This is a genomic window from Aquisphaera insulae (assembly GCF_011064615.1).
GTDB classification, from domain to species: Bacteria; Planctomycetota; Planctomycetia; order Isosphaerales; family Isosphaeraceae; genus Aquisphaera; species Aquisphaera insulae.
The window spans coordinates 21808-38567 of sequence record NZ_JAALJH010000025.1; the positions used below are offsets into that span (position 1 = coordinate 21808).

General features: G+C 69.4%; 14 protein-coding genes. 8 read left to right on the forward strand and 6 right to left on the reverse strand.

The window, feature by feature from the left end; translation table 11 throughout:
- Nucleotides 1-45: 45 nt before the first annotated feature.
- The 5 genes from G6O54_RS15390 to G6O54_RS15410 all read left to right on the forward strand — a co-directional run bounded on the left by G6O54_RS15390 (nt 46) and on the right by G6O54_RS15410 (nt 6936).
- Complete coding sequence (locus G6O54_RS15390) at nt 46-1224, forward strand: WD40/YVTN/BNR-like repeat-containing protein (RefSeq protein ID WP_165226534.1); 1179 nt, start codon at nt 46-48, stop codon at nt 1222-1224.
- A complete protein-coding gene (locus G6O54_RS15395) occupies nt 1221-1517 on the forward strand; it encodes a MoaD/ThiS family protein (RefSeq protein WP_165226535.1) in 297 nt (98 codons plus the stop codon). The genes G6O54_RS15390 and G6O54_RS15395 overlap by 4 nt, the downstream gene beginning before the upstream one ends.
- 179 nt (nt 1518-1696) lie before the next feature.
- Complete coding sequence (locus tag G6O54_RS15400) at nt 1697-3736, forward strand: ATP-dependent helicase (RefSeq protein WP_165226536.1); 2040 nt, start codon at nt 1697-1699, stop codon at nt 3734-3736.
- A 130-nt stretch (nt 3737-3866) separates the two neighbouring features.
- The gene (locus G6O54_RS15405) at nt 3867-5702 is read left to right on the forward strand and encodes a hypothetical protein (protein ID WP_165226537.1); all 1836 of its coding nucleotides are present in this window, start codon (nt 3867-3869) and stop codon (nt 5700-5702) included.
- A 22-nt stretch (nt 5703-5724) separates the two neighbouring features.
- The gene (locus G6O54_RS15410) at nt 5725-6936 is read left to right on the forward strand and encodes a hypothetical protein (RefSeq protein ID WP_165226538.1); all 1212 of its coding nucleotides are present in this window, start codon (nt 5725-5727) and stop codon (nt 6934-6936) included.
- A gap of 36 nt (nt 6937-6972) precedes the next feature.
- Here G6O54_RS15410 and G6O54_RS15415 read toward each other — a convergent pair whose 3' ends face one another.
- From G6O54_RS15415 to G6O54_RS15435, 5 genes are all read right to left on the reverse strand, one after another.
- A complete protein-coding gene (locus tag G6O54_RS15415; RefSeq protein ID WP_165226539.1) occupies nt 6973-7116 on the reverse strand; it encodes a hypothetical protein in 144 nt (47 codons plus the stop codon).
- A 285-nt stretch (nt 7117-7401) separates the two neighbouring features.
- Nucleotides 7402-7638 (reverse strand): hypothetical protein, encoded by a 237-nt coding sequence (locus tag G6O54_RS15420; RefSeq protein WP_165226540.1) that lies wholly within the window; start codon nt 7636-7638, stop codon nt 7402-7404.
- A 2-nt stretch (nt 7639-7640) separates the two neighbouring features.
- Nucleotides 7641-8627, reverse strand: a complete 987-nt coding sequence (locus G6O54_RS15425; protein WP_165226541.1) for an FAD binding domain-containing protein — start codon at nt 8625-8627, stop codon at nt 7641-7643.
- Nucleotides 8628-8631: 4 nt separating this feature from the next.
- On the reverse strand, nt 8632-10779 hold the full coding sequence (locus G6O54_RS15430; protein ID WP_165226542.1) for a xanthine dehydrogenase family protein molybdopterin-binding subunit: 2148 nt from the start codon (nt 10777-10779) through the stop codon (nt 8632-8634).
- Nucleotides 10780-10782: 3 nt separating this feature from the next.
- The gene (locus G6O54_RS15435) at nt 10783-11412 is read right to left on the reverse strand and encodes a (2Fe-2S)-binding protein (protein WP_165226543.1); all 630 of its coding nucleotides are present in this window, start codon (nt 11410-11412) and stop codon (nt 10783-10785) included.
- A 316-nt stretch (nt 11413-11728) separates the two neighbouring features.
- On the opposite strand from G6O54_RS15435, the gene G6O54_RS15440 reads away from it, so the two are divergent.
- From G6O54_RS15440 to G6O54_RS15450, 3 genes are all read left to right on the forward strand, one after another.
- Entirely contained in the window at nt 11729-12910 is a 1182-nt protein-coding gene (locus tag G6O54_RS15440) for an alpha/beta hydrolase (RefSeq protein WP_165226544.1), read from the forward strand.
- 200 nt (nt 12911-13110) lie between these two features.
- Nucleotides 13111-13899: an SDR family NAD(P)-dependent oxidoreductase gene (locus G6O54_RS15445; RefSeq protein WP_165226545.1), complete on the forward strand. Its 789-nt coding sequence runs from the start codon at nt 13111-13113 to the stop codon at nt 13897-13899.
- A 143-nt stretch (nt 13900-14042) separates the two neighbouring features.
- The gene (locus G6O54_RS15450; protein ID WP_165226546.1) at nt 14043-16067 is read left to right on the forward strand and encodes a glycoside hydrolase family 97 protein; all 2025 of its coding nucleotides are present in this window, start codon (nt 14043-14045) and stop codon (nt 16065-16067) included.
- A gap of 28 nt (nt 16068-16095) precedes the next feature.
- On the opposite strand, the gene G6O54_RS15455 is transcribed toward G6O54_RS15450, so the two are convergent.
- Nucleotides 16096-16599 (reverse strand): BON domain-containing protein, encoded by a 504-nt coding sequence (locus G6O54_RS15455; RefSeq protein ID WP_165226547.1) that lies wholly within the window; start codon nt 16597-16599, stop codon nt 16096-16098.
- Between the last annotated feature and the right edge of the window lie 161 nt (nt 16600-16760).

Genomic DNA, 16760 nt, shown 5'->3' on the forward strand with positions numbered 1-16760 from the left:
GACCGTCCGCTCGGCCCGATTCCTTCCGACGTCTCGGAGGTGATGATGAGCGGGGTACGCGTCCTGGTCGGCACCCGCAAGGGTGCCTTCACGCTGACGGCCGACGGCAAGCGGGACCGCTGGGAGGTGAGCGGCCCCCACTTCGCCGGCTGGGAAATCTACCACCTCAAGGCGTCGGCCGCCGATCCCGACCGGATCTACGCGTCCCAGTCCAGCGGCTGGTTCGGCCAGGTCCTCCAGCGGTCGGATGACGGGGGCAAGACGTGGAGCCCGCCCGGGGGCGGGCCGACGACCGCGCCCGAGGGGATGCCCATGGGGGAGAGCAATCGCTTCGTCTACGACACCTCGCCGGAGACGGGCAGGCCGCTGACGACTCACCTCTGGTACGACGGGACCCAGCACCCGTGGGAGTTCAAGCGGGTCTGGCACCTCGAGCCCTCGCTCCACGACCCGGACACGGTCTACGCCGGGGTCGAGGACGCCGCGCTCTTCCGATCGACCGACGGCGGCCTGACCTGGCACGAGCTCTCCGGCCTCCGCGGCCACGAGTCCGGCCCGAGCTGGCAGCCCGGGGCCGGCGGGATGGGCCTGCACACGATCCTCCTGGATCCGACCCGACCGAAGCGGATCTTCATCGCCATCTCCGCGGCCGGCGTCTTCCGGACCGACGACGGGGGCCTGACCTGGACGCCCGCCAATCGCGGCCTGAGCTCGCAGTTCATGCCCGATCCGAACGCCGAGGTGGGCCATTGCGTCCACCGGATCGCGCTCCATCCCGCCCGGCCGGACACGCTCTACATGCAGAAGCACTGGGACGTCATGCGGACCGACGACGCAGGGGGCACCTGGCGTGAGGTCAGCGGGAACCTCCCCTCGGACTTCGGCTTCCCGATCGACGTCCACGCGCACGAGCCCGAGACCGTGTACGTCGTCCCGATCAAGAGCGACTCCGAGCACTATCCGCCCGAGGGCAAGCTCCGCGTCTACCGGAGCCGGACCGGCGGCGGCGAGTGGGAGCCGCTGACGAACGGCCTCCCCCAGCGCGACTGCTACGTCAACGTCCTCCGTGACGCCATGTGCGTGGACGCCCTGGATCCGTGCGGCATCTACTTCGGCACCACGGGCGGCCAGGTCTACGGCTCCCCCGACGGCGGCGACCACTGGACGCCGATCGTTCGGGACCTCCCGCCGGTCCTCTCCGTCGAGGTGCAGTCGCTCGCATGATCCACGTCGTGCTCCCCTACCATCTCCGGAACATGGCCCGGGTCGAGGGGGACGTGGCGCTCAGCGTGCCCGACCCCGCGACCCTGGGCGCGGTCCTCGACGCCCTCGAGGCCCGCTACCCGGTCCTCCGGGGCACGATCCGCGACCACGGCACGTTACGCCGCCGGCCCTTCCTCCGGTTCTTCGCCTGCGCCCGCGATTACTCGCTCGACCCACCGGAGACGCCCCTACCCGAGGCCGTCGCGGCGGGCCTCGAGCCGTTCCTCATCGTCGGGGCCATCGCCGGGGGGTGAGACTCACTCGTGGCCAGCGGGTGATCGTCCGCGAACACGGGGCGTCGGGTATCGCTCGGCGACTGCCGGCATGATCCCGTCGATGCCCCCTCTCCGGCTGTCGGGCACGCGGAAGGTCCGGGTATAATCGGGGGGCACTCCGGTCGGCCACCGATCCCATGACCTTCTGCGGATGCACCATGCGGAAGATCAAGCTCAAGCAGACCCTGCCAACGAAGCTCGCCAGGCACCTCGAGGAGGACCTGAACGACTCGCAGCGGGCCGCGGTGGTGGCGCCGGACGGGTACAACCTGATCCTGGCCGGTCCGGGATCGGGCAAGACCCGCGTGGTCACCTACCGGGTGGCCTACCTCATCGCCCGCGGCGTCCCGGCGCAATCGATCCTGCTGGTGACCTTCACCCGCCGCGCGGCCCGCGAGATGGTCCATCGGCTCGAGGCCCTCATCGGCCCCGAGGCCCAGAAGGTCTGGGCCGGCACGTTCCACGCGATCGGCAACCGGCTCCTCCGCCGACCCGCCGAACTGTTGGGTTACCGGCCCAACTTCACGATCCTGGACAGCGAGGACCAGCTCGACCTGATGAAACTGGCCTGGCAGGACGGCGGCCTCTCGGGCCAGGAGAAACTGGCCCCCAAGCCGGCCGAGCTGATGCACCTGATCAGCTTCGCGCTCAACACCAGGCGAACGCTCGCCGACCTGATCGACAGCCAGCATCCCCACCTGTCGGAATGGCGGCCCCAGATCGAGAAGGTCGCCGACGCCTACTCGGCGCGCAAGCGCTCGGCCAATTGCATGGACTACGACGACCTTTTGGTCCTCTGGCTCCGGCTCCTGGTGGACTTCCCCGGCCAGCTCGAGGAGCAGGCCAGGCTCTTCGGCCACATCCTGATCGACGAGATGCAGGACACGAACGCGCTCCAGGTGGAGACCGTGGAGATGATCGCCGCCGCGGGGGCCGGTAACCTCACGGCCGTCGGCGACGACGCCCAGTCGATCTACAAGTTCCGGGGCGCGAACTACGACAACATCCTCGAGTTCCCCAGGCGCCATCCCGTAGCACGGACCTTCACGCTCGACGTGAACTACCGGTCCACGCCGCAGATCGTGGCCCTGACGGCGGACTCGATCCGCCACAATCAGTCGGGCTTCCCCAAGGCGCTCACCTCGGCGCGAGGCGACGGACTGCTGCCCGCCGTCGTCGCGGCGGCCGACGTCTACGAGGAGGCCGACCTCGTCTGCCAGCAGGTCCTCGACGCCCGCGACAACGACGTGCCGCTCGGAGAGATCGCGGTCCTCTACCGGAACCACCAGGACAGCGTCGTCCTCCAGGGTGAGCTCGTGGCGCGGGGGATCCCGTACACCGTCAGGAGCGGGTTGCGGTTCTTCGAACAGGCCCACATCAAGGATGTGCTGGCCCACCTCCGGGTGGTCGTCAACCCGCTCGACGAGGCCTCGTGGAGGCGGATCCTGCTGCTCCTCCCCGGGATCGGCCCGGCGAAGGCCGGGGCGATCTTCGCCAGGCTCGGCGAATCCGCCGACCCCCTGGCCGCGATGGCTACTCAGGAGGCCATGGCGGCCGTGCCGACCAAGAGTCGGGGATTCTACGCGGCCTTCGTGAACGACCTCCGCAAGGTCCTCGCGACCGACCCGGAACGCCACCCCTCGGCGGCGATCGACGCGCTCCTCAAGGGAGGCTACCCGGCCGTCGTCCGCCAGAAGTACGAGCGGCCGGAAAACCGGCTGGCCGACCTCGAGCAGTTCTCGGTCCTGGCCGCTCGCTACGATAGCCTCGAGCGCCTCCTCGCCGAGCTCCTGCTCGCGGGGGACATCTATGGGATGGACACCGCGTCTCCCTCCGACACCCGGGACGTGCTGGTCCTGAGCACGGTCCACCAGGCCAAGGGGCTGGAGTGGTCGCACGTCTTCGTCATCCGTCTCATCGAGGACACCTTCCCCAACCATCGTGTCCTGAACGAGCCCGGCGGCGTGGAGGAGGAGAGGCGCATCTTCTACGTCGCGGTCAGTCGGGCCAAGAACGAGCTGATGCTCACGTATCCGTCCACGGTCACCCGGGGCGGCTACGGCCCCCTGACTTTCGCGACCGCCAGCCGGTTTGTCACGGAACTGGAGCCCTCCCGCTATGAACGTGCCGAGCTCGAGCGCGAGTTTCTGCCCCTCGACGACGACTGGAACGACACACTCCGATCGCGCGGGCACTGACCGCAGGCTTCGTCTCGGATCGATCGCGCCCCTGGTCCTGATGGCCCTCTGCATCCGAGCCTCGGCGGCCGCCCCGGCGGATGGGCCCGCGCCCGGCCCGGCGGCGGCGGCCCCGTTCAGGATCGAGGTCGTGGACGACGAGACCGGCCGCGGCGTGCCCCTGATCGAGCTCAAGACGACCAACCAGATTCGCTACGTGACCGACAGCAACGGCGTGGTCGCGTTCGACGAGCCGGGGCTGCTGGGGCGGAAGGTCCACTTCGAGATCAAGGGCCATGGCTACGAGTATCCCAAGGACGGCTTCGGCATTCGCGGCCTGGCCCTGGACACGACATCCGGCGGCACGGCCCGGGTGAAGGTCCGCCGCCTCAACGTCGCCCGGCGGATCTACCGGATCACGGGCGCGGGGATCTACCGCGACAGCGTCCTGACCGGGACGCCCGTCCCCACGGCCGAGCCGGTCCTCAATGGCCAGGTCATGGGTCAGGACAGCGTCCTGGAAGCGGTCTACGCCGGGAAGATCCACTGGTTCTGGGGCGATACCGGCAAGCCCGGCTATCCCCTGGGGAACTTCCACACGCCGGGAGCCGTGTCCGACCTGCCGGGGCAGGGGGGGCTCGACCCGGCGAGGGGGATCAACCTGACCTACTTCACCGGCCCGGACGGCTTCGCCCGGCCAACCTGCGAGCTGCCCGGGTCCGGCCCGACCTGGGTCACCGGGCTGACGGTCCTCCGCGACCCGGCGGGCAAGGAGCGAATGCTCGCCTATTACGCCAAGATCAAGCCCCCGCTCTCGACCTACGAGGCCGGGCTGGTCGAGTGGGACCTCGGGTCACGCCGGTTCGAGAAGCGGGCGCGGATCTCCGGCGACCCGGCCGAATCCGCCGGCACCCAGCCGAGCGGGCACACGTTCCTCCGCAAGGACGGGAATGTGGAATATGTCTATTTCAGCAGCCCGTATCCGATCGTCCGCGTCCCGGCCACGCCGGCGGCGATGGCCGATCCGGAGACCTGGGAATCGTACACCTGCCTCGCCCCCTCGAGCCGGGCCTCGGAGAAGAGGGTGGAACGAAACGCCGACGGCACCTTGAACTACGCCTGGAAGAAGCGGGCGCCGGTCCTCTCCCACGCGGATCAGGACCAGCTCGCGGCGGCCGGGACCCTCAAGCCCGGGGAAGGGCTCTTCCACCTCCGCGACGTCGCGACCGGCAAGCGGGTCCTGGCGCATGGCGGGACGGTCTACTGGAACGATTTCCGCAAGCGCTGGATCCTGATCGCGGTGGAGACCTTCGGGACGTCGATGCTCGGCGAGGTCTGGTTCGCCGAGGCGGATGCGCCCCAGGGGCCGTTCGTGTTCGCCCGCAAGATCGTGACCCACGAGAAATACAGCTTCTACAACCCGAAGCAGCATCCGGTCTTCGACCAGGACGGCGGCCGGCTCGTCTACTTCGAGGGGACCTACACATTCACCTTCTCCGGCAACGACGATCCGACGCCAAGATACGACTACAACCAGGTCATGTACCAGCTCGACCTGGCCGATCCCCGGCTCGCGCTGCCGGTGGCGATCCACGAGGTTCGCGATCCCGCCTCGTCGTCGGGATCGATCCGCCTTGCTCCCCGGGCGGGGATGGACCATGATCCCGCCCGGGCGTATCGGGAGATCGCCTTCTTCGCGCCGGACCGGCCGGGGGCGGCTTCGGTCCCGGTGTTCGAGCAGACGGACGGGCGCGGGGAGCAGATCCTGACCGTGGAGCGGAAGGAGGGGGCGAGGCCGCTCTTCTTCCTGATCCCGGCCGACGATTCGAACCCCCCGGCCGGCACGACGCCCCTGCATGAATTCCGGCGGGAGTCTGGCCCCGGCCGGTATTATTCCACGGTTGAGGCTCCGCGGGAGGGCCATCGACGGGAGGCCCGGCCTCTCGGTCGCGTCTGGGTGAATCCCGGCCGTCCCCGCCAGGATTGACGAGGCAAGGGAGCGCCCGACGATGGTCCAGGACGGCGAGGACCCCGACCCCGGCGGGCTCCACCTCGATGAGCTGGTGGAGCGGCTCGAGGCGGACCCGGAGGAATGCCGCCGGGCCTTCGAGGGCCTGGAGGTGCTCGACCCGGAGACCCGCCACGCCATCGTCGAGGGTCTGGGCGGCTTGCCGAGGACGGCCGGCGTGGGCCGTCTGCTGCGGATGCTCGGTTCGTCGCACGACCCGTCGACCCGCGATCTCGCGAACCAGGTTCGGCGCCCCGCCGAGGACCCGCCGAGGGTCGGGATCGTGGCCATCGGTCCGGGCCGGGAGATCATCCCCGCGGGCGACGCGGCCCGGCCCCAACTGCTGCATTCCGTGGTGACGACGGTGAACGGCGAGGGCCGAGGGACCATCGGGCTCTCGACCACCCTCGACGGTCGCCGGAGGACGGCCCTCTTCCTCTGCGACGTCTCGACCGGTCTCATCGACGCCGTCGGTCGCGAAGAATCCGAGTCTCCGGAGGCCGGCGCCCTGCTTCGCGAGGCGATCGACGGGGCCGGAGGCGAGGCCCTCGGCGACGTCCCCGAGCTGGCTTTGCGACTCCTCGCCACCGGCCTGCGGCGGTCCCGGTCCGGACTCCCCGCCTCGGTCGGCTCCTGGCTCAGGACGATCCTCGGCCCGTTGTTCCCCGCGACCCTGCTCGGCGAATGGAATCCCCTCCCGGCCGATCCGGAGCGTCCGAGCCCGGCCGATCCGGAGGATCCCGGCGGGCCCGATCCCTCGGACCTGCTCCGGAGGGCCGGTGAGGTCCTCGAGGCCTGCCCCGGCTGGCTCGACCGGTCCGCGCTGACGCAGGAGCTCGGCGAGGAGATCGTGCTCCGGGAAGGTCGCGCCGCGGACCCGATGAGGGACTCCGGCGCGTACCGGTTCCTCTTTGAGCACGTCCTCATCCACCGGATGGAGACGTACCGGGGTATGCTCTCGTGGATGAGCCTGTACTGGCGGCACGGCGAGGAGCCGGGGCTCGCAGAATCGGCGGCGATCCTGGCGCGCGAGCTCGCCGATGAGCAGAATGCCGTCCCGTCCCACCCGTTCGTGGTGGCGATCTCGAGCCGCAGCCTGGATGCGGCGATCGGGCGGAAATGGGGCCGGGAGGGGCCGGCGGTCGGGGCCGGGCCGAGGGCCGTGGAGGGGGAGGGGATGGACCGGGGCGAACCCGGCGTCAGCGGCGTCTAGCCGCGGCCCATCCCCCGATCGATCGCGGGAATCGGATCACTTCTTGCCGGCCTTGGCGGCCGGCTTGGCGGGGGCAGCCTTGGCCTCGGCGGCCGGCTTGGCGGCGGCCTTGGCGGCCGGCTTGGCGGACTTCTTCTCGTCGGCCTTCTTCTTCTTGGCGGTGTCTCGCGCGTCGCCCATGGTCTCTCTCCTTCCGGGATCGGTTCAGGAAATGTCCAGATGGAAATGAGTCGTCATCTCCAACCAGAGAAACGACGTATCTGAGAATGACGTTTTGTGGGAAGTCGATCAAGACGGAATCGTGAAGAAATTTGAGCCTCCCTCTCATCATTATTCGCTGAACTCAGGTCCGGCAGGGTCTCGGGATTCTGCCGCGTCGGCGGGCGGGGAAACGAAGAGGCCCCGGCGGAGGAAGGGCCTCCGTCGGGGCACTCGTGAGGGGCGAACCGACCGGCATCGAGGCGATCAGAACGGCTCGTAGCAGGATCGGGCGGGCTGGCAGCAATCGTCCCGGGCGACCATCTCGTCGTCGGGCCCGTAGCCCTTGAGCGTCTTGACGCACCAGTAGATGGTGGTGTCGCAGTCGTCCCGGCGGTCGCGGGGGCGGCCGTCGGTGAAGACGTACATGCCCTGGCTCCGCAGGTGGCGGCAGCGAGGGGCCGGCGGGGCCGCCGGTTCGTCGTCGCGGTCCGGGCCGATCATGGTCAGAATTCCCAGTAGCGCTTGTCGGCCGCCGCGAGCAGCGCCCGCTTCACGGCCGTCCGGGTCAGGGCCACCTTGTAGGCGTTCATCGAGAGCGGGGCGGCACCCGCGACGGCCGCGGCGCCGGCGGCGGTCGCGACCTCGACCGTGATGCCCTTGCCGGCGACGGCCTTCTCGGCCGCCTCGCACCGATAGGGGACCGGCGCGACGCCGTAGACGACGACCCGGGAGCTGGCGACGTTCTCGCCGTCCATCCGGAGATTGACGGAGGCCATCACCAGCGGCCAGTCGTGGGCCTGCTTCTGACGGACCTCGTACGAGGCGTTCTTGCCCCGGGCCGGCGGGATCATGATCTTGGTCAGGAGCTCGCCCGGGGCGACGGTCAGCTCGCGGTCGGCCTCGGACTTGGGCACCTGGTAGAGTTCTTCCACCGGGACCGTCCGCTCCCCCTTCGGGCCGGCGACGACCGCCTTCGCCTCCAGGGCGATCAGCGGGACGGCCAGGCTGGACGGGGAGACGAACAGGGCGTCGCCGGAGGTCATGAAGATGGCGTGGTAGCGGTTGTCCCCCTCGCGGACCAGGCTCTTGCCGTCCTTCATCGCGAGCAGGCCGTTGCCGGCGTGATAGTACCAGCAGCGGGGCCGCTGGAGCAGGTTGCCCCCCAGGGTGGCCATGTTGCGGATCTGGGGCGTCCCGACCTCGAGCGTGGACTGCCAGAGGGCGGGATAGCCCTCCTTCACGGCCTTGCTCTCGACGAGCTGGACGAGGTTCGTCCCCGCGCCGATGGTCAGGCCCGAGGCGGCGTCGCCGGAGATGCCCCCCAGCGGCTTGATGTCCTTGAGGTAGACGACCCGCTTCGGCGAGGCGACGTAGTCCTTCAGCCGGCCGAGGAGGTCCGTCCCTCCGGAGAGCGCCGCGGTGTCCGGCGCGCCCAGGAGCTTGACCGCGTCCTCGACGGAGGTGGGAGCGGCGAATTCAAAGGCATTCATGGGGTCACGCCTTCCCTTCTTTGGATGCGGTGGCCAGGGCGTTGAGGACGTTCCGGGGGGTCATCGGCCACTCGGGGACCCGGACGCCGATGGCGTTGGTCACCGCGTTGGCGATCGCCGCGGCGGTGGCGATCGTCGGCGGCTCGCCGATGCCGATCACCCCGCGGGCCTTCTGGTCGTCCGGCTGGTAGGCATGGATCACGATCTCGGGGATGTCCGAGGCGCCGGCGAGCTTGTACATCTCGAGGTCCGGGTTGAGCATGACGCCCGTCTCGGGATCCATGATCCGCTCCTCGAAGAGCCCGTAGTTGAGCCCCATGATGACGCCGCCGTAGACCTGGCTCTCCCAGGTGAGGCGGTCGATGATCAGGCCGGAGTCCTGGACGGCGACGATCTTCTTGACGCGGACCACGCCGGTCTCCACGTCCACGGCGACCTCGGCGAACTGGCAGCCGGCGACGCCGGAGCTGGCCAGGCCCTCGGCCGCGGCGCCGGTCTCGGAGACCGAGGCCATGCCGAGCTTCCGGCAGGCGTCCTTCCAGCTCATGCTGAGCTCGCCGCGGACCATGAGCTGCCCCTCGCGAAGGGTCAGCTCCTCGGGCGCGGCCTGGAGCGCCGGGGCGATCTTCTTGAACAGGGCGTCGCGGGCCCTGGTCACGGCGTCGAGGGCCGGCGGGGCCATCGACGGCGTGGTCGTGGAGCCGCCCGAGGCCTGGCCGGGCGGGTAGGAGGAGTTGCCGATGCTGGCGATCACGTCGGTCGGCTGGAGTCCCAGGACCTCGGCCGCGATGATGGCCAGGACGGTGCGGATGCCGGTGCCCAGGTCCTGGGTGGCCGACTTCATCTCGACCGAGCCGTCCGGGTTGATCGTGCAGGTGACCTTCTTGTCCAGGTCGCCGCCGCCGCCCCACTGGTGCAGGCCCATCCCGATCCCGTGCTTGATGGGGCCGCCTCCGCCGTTCTGGCCGCGCGGCTTGCGCCTGTCCTTCCAGCCGATCAGCTCGGCCCCGATCTTCACCTCGGCCTGGTACATCGGCGTGCGGAACTCGTTGGGGTCGAGGTTCCGGAGGCGGAACTCGAGCGGATCGACCCCGAGCTTGTCGGCGAGGTCGTCCATCGCCGCTTCCATGATCGCGCAGCCCTGGGGATGGCCCGGGGCCCGCATCGCCCGCGCCCCGCCGCCGTTGACGAAGACCTCGGTGTGGGCCCGCGAGACGTTGGGGATCGCGTAGACGTAGGGGAAGGGGAAGTTCGACCCGCCGCGGGCGCCGCCGGTGCCGGCCGTCTCGGCGATCAGGCCGACGAGCTTGCCGTCCTTGGTCGCGCCGATCCGGACCTTGCCGGAGGCGCTCGGCCGGTTGCCGCCGGCGAGGTGCTCCTGCTCGCGGTCGAGGAAGAGCCGGACCGGCCGGCCGGCCTTGCGAGCGAGCTCGGCCGCGACCCGTCCCCAGACCTCGGCGCCGAACTTGGAGCCGAAACCGCCCCCCATGTAGTCGGTGAGGACGGTGACGTTGGCGGGCGGGATGCTGAACGCCTCGGCCAGCTCGTTGGCGGTGACCTGCACGGCCTGGGTGCTCGCCCAGACGGTCAACTTGTCGGGGGCATCCCACTTCGCCGTCAAACCGTGGGACTCCAGGCAGACGTGGGTGATCACGGGGAGCGAGTACGTCCCCTCAATGACCACATCCGCCTTCTTCAGCGCGTCCTCCGGCTTCCCCTTGACCTGGGCGCGGCCCTTGCGGGCGTTGCCCCCCTTGAAGACCTCCGGGGCGCCTGGGGCCGTCGACTGCGACTCGGTGACGACGTGGGGGAGGACCTCGTAGACGACCTTGATCGCGCGGACGGCGTCCCGCGCCTGCTCCTCGGTCTCGGCGGCGACCGCGGCGATGTCATCGCCGTGGAACCGCACCGTCTTGCCCTTGTCGTTGATGATCGAGACGGCCTTCACGCCGGGGAGCTTCTCCGCGGCCGAGGTGTCGATCGACGTGATCTTCGCGTGGGCGTGCGGGCTGTGCAGCAGGACGGCGAAGAGCATCCCCTCGGGGCGGATGTCGCTGGGATACTTGGCGCGTCCGGAGGACTTGGCCAGGCCGTCCAACCGGGTGATCTTCTTGCCGATGAGGCGGGGACTTTCGGGCCAGCTCAGGGCCATGGCTCACGCTCCTTTCAGCGCTTTGGCCGCGTCGAGGGCCGCCTGCAGGACGCCGACGTACGTCCCGCAACGGCAGATATTCCCGTCCAGTCCCTTCCGAACCTCCTCGAGGGTCGGGTTCGGGTTCTTATCGAGGAAGGCCTTGCAGGCGGTGACGAATCCGGGCGTGCAGTAGCCGCACATCTGCGCGTCGTTCTGGTGGAAGGCGTGAGGGACGCCGTGGTCGCCGACGTCGAAGCTCTCCAGGGTCTCGATGGGCTTCCCCTGGCAGGTGATCGCGAGCGTCGTGCAGCTATAGACGCTCACCCCGTCGACGATCGCGGTGCAGGCGCCGCAGCTCGCGCGGTCGCAGACCCGCTTCGGCCCGGTGACGTCGAGGCGGTTCCGCAACGCGTCCAGCAGCGTCGTCCGCGGCTCGACGGCGACCTTGCGGTCCTGCCCGTTGACCTTGAGCGTGATCTCGAGCGTGCCCGAGAGGACCTGCGGTGCCGATTCCTGGGCGGCCCTGGCCTCCTCGGCCGTGGCGGCCTGGCCGGTGAGGACCGCCGTCGCGGCGGCGACTCCGGAACCGCGGAGGAAGTCGCGCCGGCTCGGGCCCGCCGGCCCGCCCTGCCTGGGATCGTGTTCTTGCATCGCGGATGTCTCCCCTGAATTGGTCGGGGCCCCGGGCACCCCGGCGCCGGGTCGCGGGAAGCCGGGCATCCGAGTGGAATGCCGGCCTGCGTGCCATCCCGCGACCGCCGTATCACCTTAAGTGCTCGCGGTGAACCCGGCAAGGGGTGGGGCGAGAGGTCCCGGCCGGCTCGTCATGGCCGACCGCCCCCATGGACGCCACCTCCGATCCCCCGATTTCCCCTCTACCCCCTTCCCGACGCGCCACCGTCCCGGTAAGCCAGTCAAGTCGCTCCCGCGCGGAAGCTCCCATTCGTCCCGGCCTGGAAGGTGAGAAATGAGACCCCGAACGCTGGTCGCCCGCCTTGCGATCCTGACGACCCTGGCGATCCCCCTCCCCGCGCGGGCCCAGCCGCCCGCGGGGCCGCGGCCCCCGGAGTTCGCCTCCCCGGAGATCTCGGCGGAGAAGAAGGTCACGCTCCGGCTCTTCGCCCCGAAGGCCGCGGCGGTGAGGCTCTCCGGCGGCGACATGCCCGGCATCGCCCCGGGCAACGGCGGCGCCATGAGCAAGCGGGATGACGGCGTCTGGGAGGCCACGGTCGGGCCGGTCCCGCCGGGCGCCTACCGCTATCGGTTCGACATGGACGGCGTCCCGGTGGTCGACCCGCGGAATACGGCCACCAGCGAGACCAACAGCGAGTCCTGGAGCCTGGTCGTCGTGCCGGGCTCGGACGTCTCCGACCTCAAGGACGTCCCGCACGGCGCCGTCGCGGCGGTGAACTACTTCTCGAAGTCCCTGGGCCGGCACCGCCGGATGCACGTCTACACGCCGCCCGGCTACGAGGCCGGGGACGCGAAATACCCGGTCTTCTACCTGCTCCACGGCGCCTTCGACTGCGACGACTCGTGGGGCACGATCGGCCGCGCGGGCCTGATCCTGGACAACCTGATCGCCGCCGGCAAGGCCAGGCCGATGGTCGTGATCATGCCCGCCGGCCACACCGGCCCATTCCGCTTCGGCCCGCCCGGCGATGATTCGTTCCAGAAGCAGATGCAGGAGTTCGAGGACGACTTCGTCAAGGACATCAAGCCGCTGGTGGAGTCCCGCTACCGGGTCCTCGGCGATCGCGCCAACCGGGCGATCGCCGGCCTCTCCATGGGCGGGGCCCAGACCCTGAACATCGCCGGGGGGCATCTCGACGAATTCGGCTACGTGGGCGTCTTCAGCTCGGGGGTCTTCGGGATCGCCGGCGGCTTCGGCGGGGCTCCGCCCGACACGAAATGGGAGGAGTCGCACCGGTCCATCCTGGACGACACGGAACTGAAGAAGGGGCTGAAGCTCGTCTGGTTCGGCTGCGGCAAGGAGGACTTCCTGATCAAGACCTCGGAGGCGACCGTCGAGATGCTGAAGCGCCACGGCATCCCCGTGGTCACCCGGGACAGCGACGGCGGCCACACCTGGATCAACTGGCGGCTCTACCTGAGCGAGTTCGCGCCGTTGCTCTTCCCGTCGAAATGAGCCGGGCACCGGGTCACGTGCGGCCTCGGTCAGGTCGAGCACGGTCAACGGCCGGTCTGATCGCCCGCCCGCGCGAACCCCGATCCCGGGTGATCTCGGCCCGGCCGAATATCCTATAATCCCGCCTGGCGAACGCCGCAATCGCTTCCTCACCGAGGGTCCGGCGGCGTCGAAGCGACTCGGAACAGCGAGGGGGGACGATGGACCTGCAACTGACCGGTCAGACAGCATTGGTGACGGGATCGACGGGGGGAATCGGCCTGGCGATCGCGGCCCATCTCGCGGCCGAGGGAGCCAGGGTCATCGTCAGCGGCCGGACCGAATCCGGGGTCGGCCTGGCGATCCAGTCGATCCGGGAGCGATCGCCGGGGGCCGATCTCATCCCGCTGGCGGCGGACCATGGCACCGCGGAGGGTTGCGACGCCACGATCGCCGCCCATCCGGCGGTGGATATCCTCGTCAACAACCTGGGAATCTACGAGGCGGTCGGCTTCTTCGACGAGACCGACGAGGCCTGGAAGCGTCTCTTCGAGGTCAACATCCTCAGCGGCGTCCGCCTCAGTCGTCACTACCTGGCGGGGATGCTCGAGCGGTCGCGCGGGCGAATCCTCTTCATCTCGAGCGAGTCGGGCATCAGCCCCGCGCCGGAGATGGCCCACTACAGCGCGACCAAGACGATGCAGCTTTCCATCGCGCGAAGCCTGGCCGAGCTGACGAAAGGGACGGCGGTCACCGTCAACACGGTCCTCCCCGGCTCGACCCTGACCGAAGGGGTCCAGAAGTTCCTCGCCGAGCTCTTCCCCGGCATTTCTCCGGCGGAAGCCGAGACGAGATTCATGGCGGAGAATCGACCGACGTCGCTCCTCCAGCGGCTGATTCGGCCCGAGGAGATCGCCGCGGCCGTGGCCTTCCTCGCCAGCCCTCTGGCCTCGGCCGTCAATGGCGCGACCCTGCGAGTGGACGGGGGGCTCGTCCGCAGCATCCTCTGAGCGGCTGTCCCGGAAGCCTGGTTCCGAGGCGAGCGGGGGGCGTCAGCCCCCTGGCTTCTCGGTTCCGGACAGGGGGCTGACGCCCGCCGCTCGCCTTTTTCGGGACAGATTCTCAGCCATCGCGAACCCAGGAGGCCGCCAACATGGACCGTATCGTGCACCGATTGGTTTTCAGCCTGAGCCTGATCGTTGCGGCCGGCGTGGCCCGAGGCAGCGCCCCCGAAGGCGTCATCGCGGCGACCTCTCCGAATGGAGACGTCCGGATCGTCTTTTCCCCCAAGGAGAGCGGCACGGGGGGCACTCCGAGCTATGCCGTGACCTTTCGGGGCCGCCAGGTTGTCCTGCCGTCGCGCCTCGGCATGGCGCTGGCGGGGGGCGCCAGCCTGGGAGAGAGGACGGCCGTCGAGAAGGTCGAATCGCGGCGGATCGACGAGGCCTACATCCATCGCCCGGGCAAGCGGAGCCGGGTCGAGAATCGTTGCAAGGAGGTGGTGGTCTCGCTCCGCGAGGAGACCGTCCCGGCGCGTCGCTGGGAGATCGTCCTGCGGGCTTACGATGACGGCGCCGCGGTCCGGTATCGATTCCCCCGGCAGGACGGTTGGGATGGGCTGGAGATCGTCGACGAACGCACGACCGTCCATCTGCCCTCCGGGGCGCAGGCCGTCGCGCTACCGCTCAAGGGATACACCTCCACCCACGAGAATCGCTACCTGAGGAGGCCCGCCGCGGAGATCGAGACGGTCGGAGACTGGCGGATCGGGCTCCCCATGCTGAACGAGATCCCGGGCACCGGCTGGCTCGCCGTGCTCGAGGCGAATCTCACGGACTTCGCGGGGTTGTACCTGGCTCGCGAGCCGGGCGCGGGGAAGGAGGCCGTGTTCGGTTGCCGGTTGGCCCCGCGCCCCGGCGAGCCCGGGATCGCCGTTCGATCGAGACTCCCGCACGAGTCCCCCTGGCGGGTCTTCCTGCTTGGCGAGTCGCTCGAGCGGCTCGTCGAATCCAACCTGGTCCTCAACCTGAACGCCCCCTGTGCACTCGCCGATACCTCATGGATCCACCCCGGGAAGACGACGTTCCCGTGGTGGAACGGCTTCTACGAGGAGAACGTCCCATTCAAGCCGGGATTGAACACCGCGACCGCGAAGTACTACATCGACTTCTGCGCGGCGTCGGGAATCCCCTATCACTCGCTCGACGGGATGGACAACATCGCCTGGTACGGCGGCACCATCGTCCCCTACGAGGGGGCCGACATCACGCGGGGCATCGACGGGCTGGACCTCCGCGAGGTGCTCCGATACGCGAGCTCGAAGGGGGTGAAGATCCGCCTCTGGATGCACTGGCAGGCGGCAATGGCCCACATGGATCGGGCGTTCCCCCTCTACCGAGAATGGGGCGTTGAGGGGATCATGCTCGACTTCATGGACCGCGACGACCAGGAGATGGTCCGCTTCCTCCGCCGGGCGATCGAGAAGGCGGCGGAGAATCGGCTGACCATCACGCTCCACGGGGTTTCCGCCCCCACAGGGCTCGAGCGGACCTATCCCAACCTGCTCACGCACGAGGCCGTGATGAACCTCGAGTATGACAAGTGGGATCGCCAGGGGATCTCTCCCGAGCACGAGCTGATCGTCCCATTCACCCGGATGCTGGCCGGGCCGCTCGACTTCCATCAGGGCTCGCTGCGGGGCGTCCCCGCGGAGAAGTTCCGGGCTCAGAACGTCGCGCCGCTCGTGATCGGCACTCCCTGCCGGATGCTGGCCACTTACGTCGTCTTCGAGAACCATCTCCCCATGGTCGCGGACTACCCTTCCTCCTATCGCGACCATCCCGGACTGCCGATCCTGGCCTCAATTCCGACGACTTGGGACGATACGAAATGCCTCGCCGCAAAGGTCGGACAGCTCGCGATCGTGGCGCGACGCCACGGCGACGAATGGTGGGTCGGAGCGATGGGAGGAAGCGAGGGCCGCGACGTGAAGATACCGCTCGGATTCCTCGATCCCGGCGACTATCGAGCAGAGACTTACCGCGACGCCATCGAGCGGAAGGGGGGAATGTCGAGCGACCGTGAGGACGTCACGGCCGCATCGACGATCGAAGCACGACTTGCGCCGGCGGGCGGGCTCCTCATCCGCCTCTCGCCGGCGCGTCGGGCCGACCGGTGAACCGGCGGCCCCGGGCGATGCGCGACGGTCAAGGCTTCTCCTCGACCTTGACCTCGACAGGAGGCGTCACGACGGTGGTCTTCGACTTGGGGACCACGACCTTGATCTCCTCCTGGGCAGGGACGTCGGCCGGCTTCGACTCGATAACCTTCACTCCCTTGACCACGGCGAGCTCGTCCACCACGCTGGCGACCCCCACGGTGTTCGCCACCAGGTCCGCGGCCTGCTTCTTCGCGTCGTCGGTGAGGACCGACCCGCGGAGGACGACGGTGCCGTCGGCCCGGACCTCGAACCGGATCGTCGACCCGGCCATGCGCTTGTCCCATTCGATCCGCCGCGAGACCCGGTAGAGCAGGTCCCGCTCCTCGGCGTAGGCCTGTCCCCTGGCCACCTCCGACTCGACCCGTCCTCGAATGTTCTTGCCGGCGTTGTCGAGGGCCCGGCCGACGCGATTGAGCGGGCCATCCTGGGCCAGGGCCAGGGTGCCAACGAAAGCCATCGCGACCATGGCTGCGGGCAGCATTCGCTTCATCGGAATCTCCATCCGGCAGGAGCCGGTACAGGTGGCGAGCGTCCAAGATCCATCGCGTTCTCGGTCGGGTCGACCGGACCGCAGGGCACGGGATACGAGCCTGGCAAGTCGCATGCCGGAGGCCGAAGAGCCACTTGCCCAGCCTGTCCCATACCCCGTGG